At 33.6% G+C, this 16,644-nt stretch carries 18 protein-coding genes; 3 read left to right on the top strand and 15 right to left on the bottom strand.

Annotation, left to right across the window (positions count from 1 at the left end; genetic code table 11):
• Positions 1–58: 58 nt before the first annotated feature.
• The 8 genes from ACJJVT_RS05050 to ACJJVT_RS05015 all read right to left on the bottom strand — a co-directional run bounded on the left by ACJJVT_RS05050 (position 59) and on the right by ACJJVT_RS05015 (position 6,974).
• Complete coding sequence (locus tag ACJJVT_RS05050) at positions 59–733, bottom strand: SCO family protein (protein ID WP_405396987.1); 675 nt, start codon at positions 731–733, stop codon at positions 59–61.
• Positions 730–1,350 (bottom strand): toxin-antitoxin system YwqK family antitoxin, encoded by a 621-nt coding sequence (locus tag ACJJVT_RS05045; RefSeq protein ID WP_299799637.1) that lies wholly within the window; start codon positions 1,348–1,350, stop codon positions 730–732. Before ACJJVT_RS05045 ends, ACJJVT_RS05050 begins: the two co-directional genes overlap by 4 nt.
• A gap of 2 nt (positions 1,351–1,352) precedes the next feature.
• On the bottom strand, positions 1,353–2,141 hold the full coding sequence (locus ACJJVT_RS05040; protein WP_405396986.1) for a YHYH protein: 789 nt from the start codon (positions 2,139–2,141) through the stop codon (positions 1,353–1,355).
• A 133-nt stretch (positions 2,142–2,274) separates the two neighbouring features.
• Complete coding sequence (locus tag ACJJVT_RS05035; RefSeq protein ID WP_405396984.1) at positions 2,275–3,840, bottom strand: carbohydrate-binding domain-containing protein; 1,566 nt, start codon at positions 3,838–3,840, stop codon at positions 2,275–2,277.
• A gap of 261 nt (positions 3,841–4,101) precedes the next feature.
• A complete protein-coding gene (locus ACJJVT_RS05030) occupies positions 4,102–4,719 on the bottom strand; it encodes a hypothetical protein (protein WP_405396983.1) in 618 nt (205 codons plus the stop codon).
• Positions 4,720–4,729: 10 nt separating this feature from the next.
• Positions 4,730–5,791, bottom strand: coding sequence for a YHYH protein (locus ACJJVT_RS05025; RefSeq protein WP_405396982.1), 1,062 nt, complete (start codon positions 5,789–5,791; stop codon positions 4,730–4,732).
• 35 nt (positions 5,792–5,826) lie between these two features.
• Positions 5,827–6,546 carry a hypothetical protein gene (locus tag ACJJVT_RS05020; RefSeq protein WP_405396981.1) on the bottom strand — a complete coding sequence of 240 codons (720 nt, stop codon included), beginning with the start codon at positions 6,544–6,546 and terminating at the stop codon, positions 5,827–5,829.
• Positions 6,547–6,692: 146 nt separating this feature from the next.
• Positions 6,693–6,974 carry an EF-hand domain-containing protein gene (locus ACJJVT_RS05015; RefSeq protein WP_405396980.1) on the bottom strand — a complete coding sequence of 94 codons (282 nt, stop codon included), beginning with the start codon at positions 6,972–6,974 and terminating at the stop codon, positions 6,693–6,695.
• Between the two features lie 189 nt (positions 6,975–7,163).
• Here ACJJVT_RS05015 and ACJJVT_RS05010 point away from each other — a divergent pair, with 189 nt between their 5' ends.
• The 3 genes from ACJJVT_RS05010 (at position 7,164) to ACJJVT_RS05000 (ending at position 9,674) form a co-directional block, all read left to right on the top strand.
• Complete coding sequence (locus ACJJVT_RS05010; protein WP_405396979.1) at positions 7,164–8,261, top strand: sensor histidine kinase; 1,098 nt, start codon at positions 7,164–7,166, stop codon at positions 8,259–8,261.
• Complete coding sequence (locus ACJJVT_RS05005) at positions 8,254–8,928, top strand: LytR/AlgR family response regulator transcription factor (RefSeq protein ID WP_405396978.1); 675 nt, start codon at positions 8,254–8,256, stop codon at positions 8,926–8,928. Before ACJJVT_RS05010 ends, ACJJVT_RS05005 begins: the two co-directional genes overlap by 8 nt.
• Before the next feature lie 188 nt (positions 8,929–9,116).
• Positions 9,117–9,674 (top strand): DUF4494 domain-containing protein, encoded by a 558-nt coding sequence (locus tag ACJJVT_RS05000; protein WP_405396977.1) that lies wholly within the window; start codon positions 9,117–9,119, stop codon positions 9,672–9,674.
• 95 nt (positions 9,675–9,769) lie between these two features.
• Here the strand turns inward: ACJJVT_RS05000 and ACJJVT_RS04995 are convergent, their stop codons facing one another.
• From ACJJVT_RS04995 to ACJJVT_RS04965, 7 genes are all read right to left on the bottom strand, one after another.
• The gene (locus ACJJVT_RS04995; protein WP_405396976.1) at positions 9,770–10,273 is read right to left on the bottom strand and encodes a GreA/GreB family elongation factor; all 504 of its coding nucleotides are present in this window, start codon (positions 10,271–10,273) and stop codon (positions 9,770–9,772) included.
• A 176-nt stretch (positions 10,274–10,449) separates the two neighbouring features.
• Complete coding sequence (locus ACJJVT_RS04990; protein WP_405396974.1) at positions 10,450–11,193, bottom strand: LytR/AlgR family response regulator transcription factor; 744 nt, start codon at positions 11,191–11,193, stop codon at positions 10,450–10,452.
• A gap of 54 nt (positions 11,194–11,247) precedes the next feature.
• Positions 11,248–12,267: a hypothetical protein gene (locus tag ACJJVT_RS04985; RefSeq protein WP_405396973.1), complete on the bottom strand. Its 1,020-nt coding sequence runs from the start codon at positions 12,265–12,267 to the stop codon at positions 11,248–11,250.
• Positions 12,267–13,589, bottom strand: a complete 1,323-nt coding sequence (locus ACJJVT_RS04980) for a YHYH protein (protein ID WP_405396971.1) — start codon at positions 13,587–13,589, stop codon at positions 12,267–12,269. Before ACJJVT_RS04980 ends, ACJJVT_RS04985 begins: the two co-directional genes overlap by 1 nt.
• A 46-nt stretch (positions 13,590–13,635) precedes the next feature.
• Positions 13,636–14,670, bottom strand: a complete 1,035-nt coding sequence (locus tag ACJJVT_RS04975; RefSeq protein WP_405396970.1) for a sensor histidine kinase — start codon at positions 14,668–14,670, stop codon at positions 13,636–13,638.
• Between the two features lie 6 nt (positions 14,671–14,676).
• The gene (locus ACJJVT_RS04970; protein WP_405396968.1) at positions 14,677–15,897 is read right to left on the bottom strand and encodes an ABC transporter permease; all 1,221 of its coding nucleotides are present in this window, start codon (positions 15,895–15,897) and stop codon (positions 14,677–14,679) included.
• A gap of 2 nt (positions 15,898–15,899) precedes the next feature.
• Complete coding sequence (locus ACJJVT_RS04965) at positions 15,900–16,643, bottom strand: ABC transporter ATP-binding protein (protein WP_299317143.1); 744 nt, start codon at positions 16,641–16,643, stop codon at positions 15,900–15,902.
• Between the last annotated feature and the right edge of the window lies 1 nt (position 16,644).

Genomic DNA, 16,644 nt, shown 5'->3' with positions numbered 1-16,644 from the left:
GAAAAAGCCCGTAAAGTTAATTTACGGGCTTTTTTGTATTTACTACTTAATCAATCTATCAACTCTCTTCTAATAATGCATTTACATCGGTAATCAATTGCGCAATAGATGCTCTATTTAATCCGTTATAAATACCTCTTATGTGTTTGTTCTTATCAATTAATAAGAAGTTTTCTGTGTGTAAAAAATCATTAATATCCTTAGGAATACCTAAATCATTTTCTACAAAATATTCGTTTCTACCTAAGTTGTAAATTTCAGTTTTGTCACCAGTAACTAAGTGCCATTTAGCATCTATAACTCCATTCTTTTCAGCATATGTTTTAAGGACAGAAACTGAATCTATTGAAGGGGTAACGGAATGTGAAAGAATAGCTACTTCAGAATTATCTAAAAAAGCTTCTTGCACCTTCGTCATATTATTGGTCATCTTCAAACAAATACCTGGGCAACTCGTAAAAAAGAAGTCCGTAATGTAAATTTGATTCTCAAATGATTTTTGAGTCAATGTATCTCCTAACTGATCAACCAATTTAAAATCAGGAATTTTGTGAAATTGTTTTTCTTCTTCAGTATTCGGAGTTATCCAATGTGGTGTAAATGATTCATCATTATAATAAGGCAAGTGCTCTACCCTACTGGTATCTTTAACCTGTATGTCCTCTTTTTTTACTGTTTGTTTACAAGCAGCAAAAAAAAGTATAACAACTATAGAAAGTACTGTCTTGTTCATAATAATTCGTTTTCTGATCTAATTACAACTTCATCTTCTAATTGATAGCAAGAATTGGCTCTTCGTAACCCAAAAATACGTCCGTTTTTGGCTTCGTAATTTACATACAAGGTTCCATTTTTTAACCACGCTTTTTGTAATCCCTCTTCTCTACCGTTAACCAATTGACGTTCTTTTGCCAATTGACCATCTGCGTACCATTTCTTTTCTACTCCGTTCATGTTTCCATTAACATAGTTAGCTTCTTGAGCTAATTGCCCATTCTCCCACCAACTTTTATACGAACCTTCTAGACGATTATTTTTATAATGAAATTCAACTCGTAATACACCGGTATCTGACCATCTTTGTACAACGCCTTCTCTTTTACCTTTTACAAAACCCACCTTTTCAGCCAAATTGCCATTTTCATGTAAGGCTATTGAATAACCATCATAAGGTGAGTTTTTGTAATACCAAGTTCCTTCCAATTGATTTAGCTTTAATTCTTCTTTAAATTTAGTTTCTTGCTTAATCACTATTGGTTCATCAACCAAAGCTTTAGGCTCAGTTGTATTTTTACAACCAACTTGAAAAATTAGTATAAAACAAATAATATGGAAGTGAACTATTCTCATTCTTAATATCCTTGGTAAGGACCTGCAAATGCAAGGTATGATCCTGTTGTTGAATAAATTTCATTTATAATATGGTAATGATATTCTTCTTCACCATCAGTATACTGAGTAGTAGAAGTGTGTCCGCCAGAAGCATCTAGATCTGAAGGATAATCACCTGTAGAATTACATTTACGACCATAAAGAAAAACACCGTCTAATAAAACACCTACTAAATTTTCATCATCATCAGTAAATGCTTTAGGCTCTAAATGATAATGATATACTCCAGGACCAATATGAGCACCTGTCCAGTCTAAACTTCCTGCAGCTTGGTCTAAAGCGCCACCACCTTCTTGGTCGTTGAATATGGATGAACCACTAACAGCAATACCTATTGTATTTAATTCTGTTTCAATAGTACTGCCGGTTAAATTAGGTGTTGCATCTACCCGAATAGTTGTCGCATTATTATTGCTAGACATAATACTAGGTGTGGTAGCAACATCTGATTCTTCTAAATAAAGCTCATTACCTTCGCCCCAATAAACCGTTTCGTGATTAGGCAAACCAGTAGTTTCAATAACAACCTCAGACCCATCTAAATAAACAGTTACAGCATCTGAATTAAATGCAGCATATGCAGCATGTAATTCTGTTACGACTTCTTCAGAATCATCGTCATCATTACTGGCAATGTCTTCTGTAATATCATCATCAACACTATCACTACTACATGCAATTAAGGTGATGAACGATAATGCCAAAACAAATGACACTTGGGGAATTTTTTTTAGACTATTTTTTTTCATAATATTTAATTTGAGCTTAATTTCAGCGATTTAACACTACAATACTACTAACTTAGTGCATACCAGATTTTAGAAATCAGTGAATAACGGTAAACTTTAAGTGATTGGGAATTTTGTATGGGTGAATAGTTTTTTATCTACCTCCATTTTCACCTTGAGGACCTAATTCTCCACCAATTTGAGTTACTGTGCCATCAATGGTAAAGAAATCACCTGAATCTGTACCTCCGCTATATGTGCCAGATGTGTATAGACCGTTAACTTCAGTACCATTACTTACACTACCTCCTGTGTAGATTGTATATGTTTTACCTGTTTCTAGTTTTGAATTAGAATAAATGATGGTATTTACGCGGTAAGGAACTTCATATGTTAGGGCTTCAGTACCATCTTCTGATTGAATGTTCAATAATGTATTGGCACTTATACCGTCAAAAATTACAGTGTTTTGAGTACTTGCACTTTCTGTTGGGAAAGAAGTGTTTAGTGCTAAACCTAAAATAGTACCACCTGTAACCTTAAACAGATTGTCATCTGTGTCAAAACTTCCATCAGGTTCGTCTGTTCTAACGGATATGGCAATCGTAGTACCACCAGTAATCGTAATACCGGCATTACTATCTATGGCATCGTTAAGTGTGCTTTTTACAAAAGTATTTCCACCATTTATATATAAGGTTCCAATGGCGTTAAGTCCGTCATCATAGGCATCAATATTTATGGTGCCATCATTTATGGTCATAATACCTTTGGCTTCCATTCCTTCTCCTTCAGAAGTTGTGATGGTAAACTCACCACCATTTATAGTTAAATTAGGAGTAATTGAATCATCTGGTTCATCTTCATCATCAATATCGTATGATGCAACGATACCGTCATCTATGGCATTTATATTAAACGTACCGGCATTAATAATAATATAGCCTTCTCCACAATCCATACCATCACTGCTTGCATTTATATTGATTGTACCTCCATCGATTATTATATAATCATTAGTGTGCATTCCATCCGATGCTGCTTCTGATACCGTAATTGTACCGCTAATAACTCTAATGTAATCATCACTTGCAATACCATGTTTGTAGTTTCCTGCAACATTAAGAGCACCAGATCCGCTAAAAACCAATTGTCCTTCGCTGAAAAATGCTGCTTTTGCATCTTCATCATCTGGTATATCGCTATAACTAGAGGCATCGATTAGATTATTTGTACCCTCCAATAACACAAAAATGGTTTTTGATGATTGAATGTTTATGGCAGGACCATCATTATTTGTAATACTTAAATCGGTAAGTGATAATTTAAATTTTTTATCACTGTACATTTTTAACATTCCGTCTGTAGTGGTCCCTGAAACTTCATAGGCTACTTCTGATATGGAAGAGTTTACAGTTACATCTGCTCCGTCTTGTGAAATAACTACATCATCTGGAACCGGATTGGTAATTGTAACAGATGTTTCTGAAAATACAATTTCAACCGTATTTGTAAAAGTGGCGTTTTCTTCTAAATCATCTTCGTCGGCACCCGTGTTATCTGTATCACCTTCTGCCGTGCCAGATGCATTGGTACTTGTTATTTCTATTTCTTCCGTGGATATTGCTATGTCATTTTCACTGTCATCACTACTACAAGATGTAAACACTAATAGTGCTAATATGAAACTCGTCGCCGTTTTAAATGCTCTATACTTCATAATATTAAGATTTAATCGATTGTTGATTTAATATTTAATGACACAAGTATATGCATATGTTTGTAGCAGAATTTTAACATTCAGTAAATCACATATAGAATTAAGTGAATGCCTATTCTTTTATGGTCAACTAATTTTAGAAAATGAATATATAGCTGAAAATGTAGGCGTTGCAGTAACCAAACCGGTTCGGTTTTGATTAAAACAAAAATAGAGCAACTAATATTAGTTGCTCCATTTTAAATAATATCTAGATATTATTTATACATCATTATTTGAAAAAATAATCTTGTGTATTAATAAACTAAAAGCTAAAAGGCTCAATACGATCAATACGATATATTTAGAATCAAAACCTGCATTTTGTTGATTAACTATAACAAACTTATTTCCGCTAGCTTTGAGTTCTAAAGAATGCTCGTTTTCATTATTTAAAATAAACTGATCTTTACTGAAGCCATCTTTAAAAATGAACAATGCACTTTGGCTTCTACCAATATCCTTAAAGGTGGTGTTTGTTACCTGTAAGGACTGTAAATTAGAAGGTATTCCAAATACTTCGAATACGACTTTAGTTTCATGACCTAGCTTTACTATGCCTTGACCAAAGTTAATTTTTGAGCCATTGTTATAGCTAATTTCAAGGTTATTCTTAATATGCTCTAAAACCATTTGTTGAAACTCCTCGGGGGTTTTATACGGAGTTTCTGCAAAATGTGTTCGTACTTCTTGCTGAAAAGCGGTTAATGAAGAACTGATCTGTAGCACCCAGGTGTTATTTTCCTTCTCAACTAACATAGTTGTAGAGGCATCTGCGTTGTGGGCATAACTTAGCAATGAAAATAGCCCGGTTATATATATTAAGATATACTTTTTCATAATAATATTTTTAGTTTACGTATGCACCTTTTAATCCATCAATAAAGTTGTTATTACCAGCTGCATCTACATGGTAATGGTAACCTCTAGTATCATCAGAATGTCCTCGTAGTTCATCCAAATCGGTAGCATCGACACCGCTGCTATCAGCCAATTCATAAATTCCAAATCCATCCAAAGCATAACCAATTAAGGCAGCATGCCCGTCATCTTGCGCTACTTTAGTACTAAAGCCCGTTGCTGCGTGGTAATGATAACCTTGGTGAACGTTAATATGTCCGCCAGCATCATCAAAGGGAGCTAAAGTATAGGCACCAAGAATATTATCAACTGGCGCCGGAGCAGAAAATTCGATACCGTTTAATGCTACTCCACGTGTTGATGGAGCTGTTGTTGTTCCTGGACCTCCAGGGCCACCACCTGTGGTAGTAAATAGTACAGGAGTATCTTGTGAAACCGGAGTAATAGGAATAGTCCATGTTTGCGTTAAATCTGTGATATAGGAAGGTAGACATTCTACACAAAAATTCTCATATTCGTCACCAACATTAGGGTTAGCCGCATTTTCACAATCTTCTTGTGTATCGGTAATATAAATATCACCATTAGCATCGTACATTAACCAATTTGGGTCATCATAGAATGTCGCCATATTTTCAACGAAAGCACCATCTACATCATATACTTCGCCACCTTCTAACCAAATACCACCTTCTGTAGCGTCATCTTCAATATTACCGGGGCACCAAGGTCCCATTTCATGATCTCCAGGTAGACTGGTAGTTACTATTTGATAGCAATCAGTTTCTGTACCATCTGATAATGTGCAGGGTACAGTTGTAATAGTAACAGAGCCATCTGTTGTATAAAAGTAAGAAGCATCTACACTTACCGTATTTGTATCTTCATCAGTGGTGTCATCGTCTGTGTCGTCAGAAGTTGTATCGTCTTCATCTTCTATTACCGAATCATCTGTAGTTGAAGAGTCATCACTGCTACAACTTACAAAACCAATAGCGGTAAAGGCGAAAAGGAAGTAGGCCAAAATCAAATATTTGTTTTTTTGTATCATAATTTTAGGTTTAAATTGATAATATTTTAAAGGAATTAAGGTCTGTTCAATTCTTGATTCAACTTTGTGGCAATTGTTTTAGTTTTCTCTTTTAAGCTTTTAGCAATCGTCAATTGACCCTTGGTCTGTAGTAATCTGTCTATTACACTATTTTGATATTCACGACTAACAAGTAGTTCTGGGTAATTAGACTGATTCCCATAATTTTTAATACGTTGATAATTATAACTTTTCTGCGGCAAAATTTCCATAAGAGAAATGTGTTTTTCTATTACGGGTTTCAAACGATCTGTAATTATATTTTCAATCTTATTTTGTTGATTATTAAAACTATCTAATTCGTTAGGGTATGCAGAAATTAATTGTTTAAGTGAATCACTTTCAATAAACTCGAATTTATTGGTAGCATTTATAGAATTAATGGCTTCATCTCTTACTATTGTCTTGTTGTAATTTAAATTTACTATCAGAGATTTTGCATCCTGTGTTAATTTCTTGGGCTGTGTTCCTAAATAATTAATTGTATTTTGAAGCATTTGTATACTTTTTGTGTATTCTACAATAGCACTATCTAAAACAACCAAATTCGTATCTAATTCTTGGCTTAAACTTTTATATATTTTAATCTCAACAACTCTATTTTTTCTAGACTCATTCATATTATTGATTTTCCAGGCAATTAAAAGACCCACCACAATCAATAAAATTTCACCTAGAGCATAAATGAAATACGTTTTAAATTTTTCTAGTTTCAATAACTTACTTCTAACCTTTCTGAATAAGACCATACTTTTGTATTTACCTTCTTATTTTAAATAAAGCTTCATGATCACTCATGAAGCTTTGGGCTAACTTCAACAAAAATTATTGATTCAAATTTTTATTTAAAATGAGAGAAAAATTAATTTCTAGGTCTTCCTTTTGGTTTTGGAGCGTCATCAAATTCTTCTTCTGATATAAAACCATCTTCATTGGCATCTATTTCAGAAAAGTTATCCTTTAAAGGACCTTTTACTTCATCTTCCGAAAGCTGACCATCTTCATCTGCATCCATTTCTTCTAAAAGTTTGGCATATGTAGGTGGTTCTTTTCTTTCTCCTCTAGATTGTGCGTTAACAGCTACAGTGCCAAATGCAACTAACATTGCAAATAGTAATCCTGTTTTTAAAGTAATACGTTTCATATATTTTAATTTTATAGTTAATATTCGAATACAAAGATGTAAGAAACTTTAATGTAATATGAGCGCATTAAGTATTTGCTATTTACTTTTAAGTGAATACCATATTATAAACAGCGAACTCTTTATTATAACCTATTTATCGCCATATTTACGGGATATGTTTGAATTTTTATTCCTTTTATTTGCATCATGAACAGACATAAGAATTTTATATTTCATGTAGCCCTATGGTTACTGATTTGGTCAATTGCATGGATTTTTAGTGGCAGTGATATTCAATTTGCAGTTGAGAATGGATTGGCACTCTTATTTCAGATTGTAGTAATTGCGATATTGATTTACTATACAGTTCCACAATTATTACTTAAAAAAAAGTATATAGCATTTACTATAGTCTCTATAATTACGGTTTTTGTAGTCACGCTAATTTTAACCAATATTGTTCCTGATCAAATACTAGGATCTGAAAATACGATTAGACAGATGCCTGGTCCTGGATTTGGACAGGGACCCGGAGCTGGCGGACCAGGAACGGGACCTAGATTTGAAGATGGACCACCATTAGATATTAATCGTAGACCACCTTCAAGGTATTTTATCAATTTATTACTAATTGCCTTAGCTTATGTGATTGCTACCCTTGTTGAAATATTTTTATTTGCTCGGCGAAAAGAAGAGGAAATCGTAATCAATAAAAATGAGGCTTTGCAGACAGAATTGAAGCTATTGAAATCACAGATCAATCCGCATTTTTTATTCAATGCTTTGAACAATATTTATGCATTGTCTGCCATAGATTCTGGAAGAACACAACAAAGTATTAGTTACTTGTCAGATATGCTTAGGTATGTTTTATACGAGTGCGAGCAAGAAATTGTGCCACTTTACAAGGAGATAGATTACATAGAAAATTACATAAAACTGTTTTGTCTAAAGAGTAGTAAAACATATCCTATAAAGACGACTTTTTCAATTGAGAATCAAAATGTTGAAATAGTACCTATGTTATTGATTCCTTTTTTGGAAAATGCCTTAAAGCATAGTAATATTGAAAAAGTAACAGGAACCTTTATTAATCTTAAAATTACTGCTACCGAAAGTAGTATTGATTTTGAGCTAGAGAACAGTAAACCTGAATTTAAGGTAGTAAAGGATGATGTTGGCGGTATTGGAATAGATAATGTAAAGAAACGTTTGGCAATTCTATATCCAAACCGTCATGAATTACTAATTAATGAAACCACAGAGGCTTTTAAAGTGAATTTAAAACTGCAGTTGAATGAATAGTATAAATTGTATAGTCGTAGATGACGAAGAATTGGCACGAGCCCTACTGATAAGTTATATCGAAAAATTAGATTTTTTGAATTTGGTGGGAGAGGCTGAAAATCCGTTAGAGGCTTTACAATTAATGAAAGCACATGATGTAGATGTTTTGTTTTTGGACATTCAAATGCCCGAGATTAAGGGGACTGATTTTGCTAAAATGGTAGATTCTAATACTAAGATAATTTTTACCACAGCATACTCTCAATATGCTTTGGAAGGATATGAATTAAATGCAGTGGATTATCTATTAAAACCAATAACGTTTGAACGTTTTGTTACTGCTGTAAATAAGGTAAAAAGCAATAAAATAGTAGAAAAGTCCGATTCATTTACTATTAAATCCGGCTATGATTTACATAAGGTGAAATTTGAAGATATTCAGTATATCGTAAGCGATAGCGAGTATGTTACCTTCCATATGGCTGACAAGAAAATTATAAGTAATCAACGTTTAAAAGCCTTAGAACAAGAGTTGCCAAGTGCTATGTTTATGAGAGTGCATAGATCATATATCATTAATAAAAACAGTGTAACCGGCTTAAAAGGTAGAGATTTACTACTGTCAGATGTGATGATACCTGTTAGTGATTCTTACTATGACCGGGTAAAAGATGAATTGTTTTAATTCGTAATTTTTTCCAATTTTATACTATTCAATTGTTCAATATTTCAGAAATTATTGAAAAACTTCTAAGTATCTAATTTTAAGTAGACTACACTCATTACTCTTAAATTGTGAATATCTATTGCATTTTTTGGCTTTTCAAACTATGACTAAGAAGTATATTTAGCACCCCAAAATAAAAGGAAATTATGAGTGCAACGTGGTACGAGTGTAAAATAAAATATAGAAAGCTAGACGAAGCTTCAGGAATGTTAAAGGTAAAAACAGAACCATTTTTGGTTGATGCCATTTCCTATACTGAAGCCGAAAGTAGAATTACCGAAGAAATGTCGGTTTACTTAAGCGATACGGAAGAAATTAAAATTACCAATATTAAGGTGGCAAATTTCGCTGAGATTCATCCGTTCGAAAATTCAGACAGATGGTTTAAATCTAAAGTGTCATTGATAGCCTTTGACGAAGAAAGTGGTAAGGAACGTAAAACGAACATGTATTTACTAATACAGGCGAATGATGTAAAGGAAGCTTATGACAATACCATAAGTGTAATGAAAGATACTATGGGTGAATACTCTGTACCCTCAATAGCGGAATCTCCAATTATGGATGTTTTTCCATATTTTTCTGGTGAAGAAGATGATATGGAACGAGTAGAAAAATTCAATGTATTAAAAGATTCGGTTCCAGTTGATAATTCAATGGATGAAGAGTTGGAGCTTAGTGATGTAATGTCAAGCGAAGAATAAGCGCTGTTAGATATATAACATGAAAAAAGAGGACCCAGTGGGTCCTCTTTTTTATTATATCAATATAAAGTTTACTGCTTTTAAGACTGTGTTTGTCACATGTACGATATCTCTATAATTTTAAAAACACGTTCTACTTTACCTAATTGCAATGTTGCAATATCACCAACATGTTTAGAAATTAATAGTCGTGCAATAGGTGATAGAAACGAAATTTTACCTTTTGCTATGTTTGCCTCATCAATACCAACTATTTGAAATTGTTGTGGTGTTTCTGCATTATCAATCACTACTGTTATCGTGGCACCGAAACGAATTTCATTTTGTGGTTGATCTTTTAGGTCTACAATTTTAGCACTTGCAATTCGCTCATTCAGTAATTGTAATTTAGCATTGATTAAATTACTTGCAATACGTCTTTCATTCTCATTGTCATGTTGTAAAGATTCTTTTTCAACCAAAAAAACATTCCTTTCTGCTAACAAATTAGTATACCCAATTTTAGTAACGTAATTAACGGCTCCGTTAGGTAAATCTGCCCTAGGCGGCACCATCGGTATTTCTTCCTGATCTTCTTCTTTTACAAACCCTCTGCTCATTGTTATTTAATTTGTAATGAAGTTAAAGGTTATGGCAATGAGGTATTAATGAGATTAAAAATATAATTATCTCAAATAATCAAATTTTAAGAAAATGGTGCTTTATAATATTAATCCTCTTTAAGTAGAAATGCAATCAGATAGCTATTTTCTATCAATATTATCAATTTTTAACCTTAAGAATTTAATGAATTGTCATTTATGTATTCTAGAAATCGGGGCTTGTACTGTTCAGAGACCGTAATGCGTTGCTTATTGATAATGATTTGACTACGTTCAATTACTTCAACGTATTTTAGAGCTACAATGAATGATCGGTGTACACGCATAAAATTAGTAGCAGGTAGTTCTTCTTCTAAACTTTTAAGACTCATAAGAGTTAATATAGGTTTAGGATTACCTATTAGCCAAATTTTAATGTAGTCTTTTAATCCTTCAAAATATAGTACATCTGCCAACTTAATTCGCAGTTGTTTGTATTCTGACTTTACGAAAAGAAACTCCTTTTCTTGCGGTATTTCTTGAGTTTGATTGGTTTTATTTCCTCTTACTAACGAAAACCACTCTAAAGCTTTGTTGGAAGCAGTTAAGAATTCAGCATAATCAAAAGGTTTAAGTAGGTAGTCTAAAGCCTCTACTTTAAAGCCTTCTAGGGCATATTGGTCAAAGGCAGTGGTAAAGATGACCTTAGAATTTTTCGGTAGCATTTTAGAAAACTCAATTCCTGTTAAATCTGGCATTTGAATGTCAAGAAAAAGAAGATCAACCTGTTCTATATTTAAAAACTGCATAGCTTCAATTGCGCTATTACATTTTTTAATCAACTTTAAATATGGGGTTTTTTCTACATAACTCTCTACTAGATTAACAGCCATAGGCTCATCATCAACAATCATACAGGTTATTTGAATTGCTTCCATATTAGTTTTTAAGATAAATTAATGAATAGTGTTTTCTTGTATTTAATCAGATATTTATTCTACAGTATACCTAACAAGCACTTCGTTATCCAAAATTACATTAGTAGACCATATAAACTGGGCATCAGCAGAATAATTATCGAAAATATCTGTAAAGTTGGTATATGACGGTTTGTTGTCTACGCCAATAACATCATTTGCATATTCAGATGCATTAGGCCATTGACTATCATCAAAGCTTGTTGATTGCCAATCTGATGGAGTTTTCCAGTGTAAGGCAAAGTAAGAGGTTCCATCATCTGAATCTTCGGTACTGCAATTATCACTTAATCTCAAAGTACCTTTTTCAGAAACACATGATAAATCTTTTATTGGTGCGGTGTAATAAGTCTGTGCTTTCCAATTTGAATTAGTAGTGGCAATAATTTCATTGTTGGCATTTTTGAAAACGCCAACCATACCACCATCTCCAGGGTGAAATGCTTTTCCCCTATTGCTTTCTGATCCTAGCCCACTATTCTCTTCCCAATCCACTAATTTCATAGCTATAGTAAAAGGGGTATTTACTTTAAACCGAACAATGTTAGAATTAAATTGAGTGAAAGGCACATTGTCTTTACCAACAGGCATACCGTTTATGTACAATTCAAAATAGTTATCGGCAAATATGTATGCTGTAATTACTTCGCCATCTGCATCTACTTCAACAATATCTGTACCATCTAATGCAGCTAAAGCCTCTTCTGCAGAAGCATATTCAACTTTGGTACACGGGTTGAACAAATCTGAAGCCAAAGGGAAATTATCATCCGTAAAATTAACTGTTGACGGTACAGTCCAGCTACTACCATCTATTGCTGTAGATGTTCCAATAGGTGCTTTTCTACCTCTATCACAATCGTATATGTTTTCAGTTATAACTGTTGCCAGTCCTTGAGAAACTGAAGCTGTACCTTTGTAAATACTAATATCTGACTGTGGTGTTGCCTCTGTTTGTGCAGTTTTATTACTATTCTTACAACCAATTATTGTAAAAGAAATAAGCGCAAGTATTACTAGTGAAGTTGGTTTCATTATTTTCTAGGTTTGTACGTTTCTATAGTTGATGTTCCATCAGGATTTAAGAATTTGTAGGTGTAAACATTTTCCTTATTCCATCCATAATTTATAATATAGTCTTTAGAATCTAAGCGATAAGTTAAAGAGTACGCGTTAGTACCTGTAGTTTCAAAATTTATAATTTCAGCTCCGCGTAAAGGTCTTAATGCAGGTCTAAGCTCTTGCGTTCTCGGTTGTGGGTAAACTTGGTTTTCAGGAGCTTTGCTTTTAGGATCTAACACTACTTCACCTCTCATACCTGCAATAAAATAGGGATATTCATCAATAGTGTGGTATTCATAAGATCCGTCTGAGTTTAATATACCTAAGTATTCATCTAGAGTCTTCGTTGTTTTTCCATAAACAGGAAAACCATCAACGGCATAGGCTACAGGGTTGCCTTCTCCTACTTGATTTTGTAAATGTAACGGTGGTAAATGATAATGGTAATCATCTGCACGACCGCAATGTCCGCCCCATTTATCTAATTCTCCAATAACATTAGCATCTTCACCTCTATTGTTTAAAGGATTAAAAATGGGAATACCATTTACAGCAACCGCAATTGCACCTTTTAAGAGATTCGTTTTTGTAGAAAGTGGATGTTCCGCCATTTTTGGATGCGTAGGTATAGCCCAACTATTATCACCTGTGTAATCTTGTTTGATAGGCACTTGTTGCTGCCAGTTTGTAATACCAACCATCATGTCATGATCTGGTAATCCATTTGATGAAACATACAGGTAGTTCTTATCTGAATGCGTTGTAACACCGTCAAATTTTTTAAAAAAAGTTTGCATTAGCGAAACATCATTTGCTGGCACTTGCACAGTACTGGTTTTAGTAGTACCGGTATTTTTACATGATACTATTAAAATGACACTTAAACCAAGTACTCCGTGAGTTAAGTATATTACTTTTTTTTGTTTTATCAATTTGAAAACAGAAAAGGACAAAAGGAAAATACCTAAACCAATAAGTGCCCAATGAAAACTTGATAATGATTGTGAATCAACCTCAATAGCTTCGCTGCTATTTAAAGAATGAATGAATTTATTCTTTGTTTTAATAAAATTTTGATCAGCTTCTGTAAAGTCTGTAATTTGAAAAGTTTGAATAGTATGATTACCGTCCATAAGCCAAACTTCACCGTTTTCATATGATATAAAATTAGCTTTGATAACTTTATTATTGGCTGGTAATTCCCATTGTCTTAAAGGGTCTCCATGACCACCTTCGTGTGCAAAAAGGTGAATTTGTACTATGAGTGAAAAAATCAGTAATAAGTTAGTTTTCATATGATTATAATTACAAATTTGTAATTAATTCTATTCAGATCGCTAGTTAAGTCTCTATCTGCAAATTGACCTTGTAGACACCATCTCTAAGTTCTTTTTTGAAAGAATGTTTATTAGGATATAATAAGTGTAGTCGTTTTTCCAAGTTCGGTAAACCAATGCCACTACCACTTTTGTCACTATCTTGTTTTGGAAAATTATGATTTTCAATAGTGAAATCCACCTTATTTCCTTTAATGCCCATGTCAATTGAAATCATACTTTTTGTACTGGCAGAAACACCGTGTTTAAAAGCATTCTCAATTAAAGATATAAATAATAAAGGCGAAATTTTAATTTGTGAATCACTTACCGGAAAACTAGATTCTACTTCAGTTTTATCTGTTAATCTTAATTTCATTAACTCGATATACTTTCGCATAAATTCAATTTCCTTTGAAAGTGTTACCAATTCTGTATTTGTTTCATATAGCAAATACCGCATTAGTTTACCTAAACTATGTATGGTAGATTTAGCTTTATCCGGTGAAATATCAACCAATGAATAGATGTTGTTTAAAGAGTTGAAAAAGAAATGTGGTTGAAGTTGATATCTAAGATGTTGTAATTCTGTTTGTAACTTAAAATTATCAGCTTCTTTTCGCTCTGCTTCTGTCTTCACCCATTTTTTAGTCGATTTAATAGCTATGGACAGTAATACAGGAGCCGCATAGGATAACATTTGCACATATATGAACAATTTAAACGGTGGTCCTTCCCTATTTGCATTTGGGGGTCTATTATTAATTAGTTCGCTAAAATAATTATCTTCAATAAACTCTTTCAATAAAATAAAGAAACCGATTAAGACTAAATTGACGATGATAAAAATCAGCGTTTTCTTAGTAAAAAGAAACCTGTCTATGAGTACAAAAAAGTTTAAATAAAATATTACGGCATAGAACAACATTGGTATTAAGAAATGTGCAATCAGCCTATTTGTATCCAAATCTTGCCCGTAAGATAGAACGAAGGGCATGCTAAACAACACCAGCCAAATTATAAGATGCTGCGCAATTACTATTTTTTTATTTTTGTACATAATTATTTATTCATAACGTAAAGCTGTAATCGGGTCTAAAGCAGAAGCTTTTCTTGCAGGATACCATCCGAAGAAAATACCTGTAACTGCACAAACAGCAAACGAAATTATTATAGAATACATCGCTACGCTTGTAGGCCAATGTAAGAACTTTTCAATAAAAACAGTAGCGCTAAGCCCTAATAATACCCCAAGCACACCGCCCGTAATACTTATTAAAATTGCTTCTATCAGAAACTGCAGCAAAATATCTGATTCTTTACCACCAACAGCCATACGTAGTCCAATTTCTTTAGTACGCTCCTTTACTGATACGTACATGATATTCATAATGCCAATACCACCAATAAGCAATGAAATACTGGCAACAGCAACTAAAAGTACAGTTAGCATTTCACTAGTAGAACTAAATGTCGATATTAATTCTTCCATAGACCGTACGGTAAAATCATCTTCTTCATTATCCATGAGCTTGTGTTCTTCACGTAGAATATCGGTGACCTCTATAACAGCATCGGGAGCGTCATCTTCGCTAACGGCCGACCCCATTATTTGATTCAAATAATCAATAGCTAAAATTCGTTTTTGAACCGTAGTGTATGGTGCAATTACAACATCATCTTGATCTTGACCAAAGGTATTTTCCCCTTTTTCTTCTAAAACTCCTATTACCTTAAACGGAATATTATCAAAACGTATCATTTGCCCTACTGGTTCTTGCCCGTCAGGAAATACATTATCGACTACCGTTTGCCCAAGAATGACCACCTTAGAGGCAGATTTTACTTCGGCATCGGTGAACATGCTACCGCTTTGAAGACCAACAACTTTAATTTCTAGATAATCAGGATTTACACCATAAATCGTACTAGGCCAATTATTTGCTCCGCTAATTACTTGACCACCGCCATTTACAACTGGTGTAACATAACTTAACAAAGTAGCTTTCTCTTTAATGACCTCAAAATTTTTAAGTGTCAACGTTTGCACATCACCACCACTACCTCTAGCCGGTCCTCTATCATCGGTACCAGGTCTAATGGTAATCATATTAGATCCCATACTAGAAATGGTATTCCTTATGCTTTCTTTAGAACCTTCACCAATGGCAAGCATTGCAATTACAGATGCTACACCTATAATAATACCAAGCATGGTCAGTAATGTTCTCATTTTGTTGAGAACAATAGCCTTGAATGCAATTTTAAGTAGATTTAATATTCTCATAATCAATGATTTTCTTGTGGCAATTTTGCTAATTCTTCTGCTGCAGATTGTACTTTATGATTCTTATAATCTTGCATAATACTACCATCTTTTAATACGATTGTTCTACTACTAAATGTTGCTATATCTGGCTCATGAGTAACGAATGTGATGGTAATTCCCTTTTTGTTCAAATCTTGAAATAGTGACATAATTTCATAAGATGTTCTCGTGTCAAGATTTCCTGTTGCCTCATCGGCCAATATCATTACTGGGTTGTTTACTAAAGATCTAGCAATTGCTACACGCTGTTGCTGACCACCAGAAAGTTGAGAAGGAGTATGATGTAATCTATCTCCTAAGCCAACCATTTCAAGAGCTTTTATCGCACGTTCTCTGCGTTCGTCTGTAGACACCTTGCTATTATATAATAGCGGTAACTCGACATTCTCAATGGCTGAAGTTCTAGCTAAAAGATTATATGATTGAAATATGAATCCGATTTTTTCATTTCTGATTGTCGCCAATTCATTTCTACTTAAATCTTTCATACTAACACCATCAATTTCATAGGTACCCGATGTGGGTTGGTCCAAACATCCTAAAATATTAAGCATCGTACTTTTACCAGATCCACTAGAACCCATGATGGTTACAAATTCACCTTCTTTGATAGTAAATGATATTCCACGTAAAGCATGAACCGTTTCGGTACCCATCGTAAACTCACGCTTTAAGTCTTCAATTTTTATAATTTCTTTACTCATG

Source organism: Maribacter sp. Asnod2-G09, from assembly GCF_045063795.1.
In the GTDB taxonomy this organism is placed as follows: domain Bacteria; phylum Bacteroidota; class Bacteroidia; order Flavobacteriales; family Flavobacteriaceae; genus Maribacter.
The sequence above is the reverse complement of the archived record's forward strand: the minus strand, read 5'-3'. Positions and strand labels throughout refer to the sequence as shown.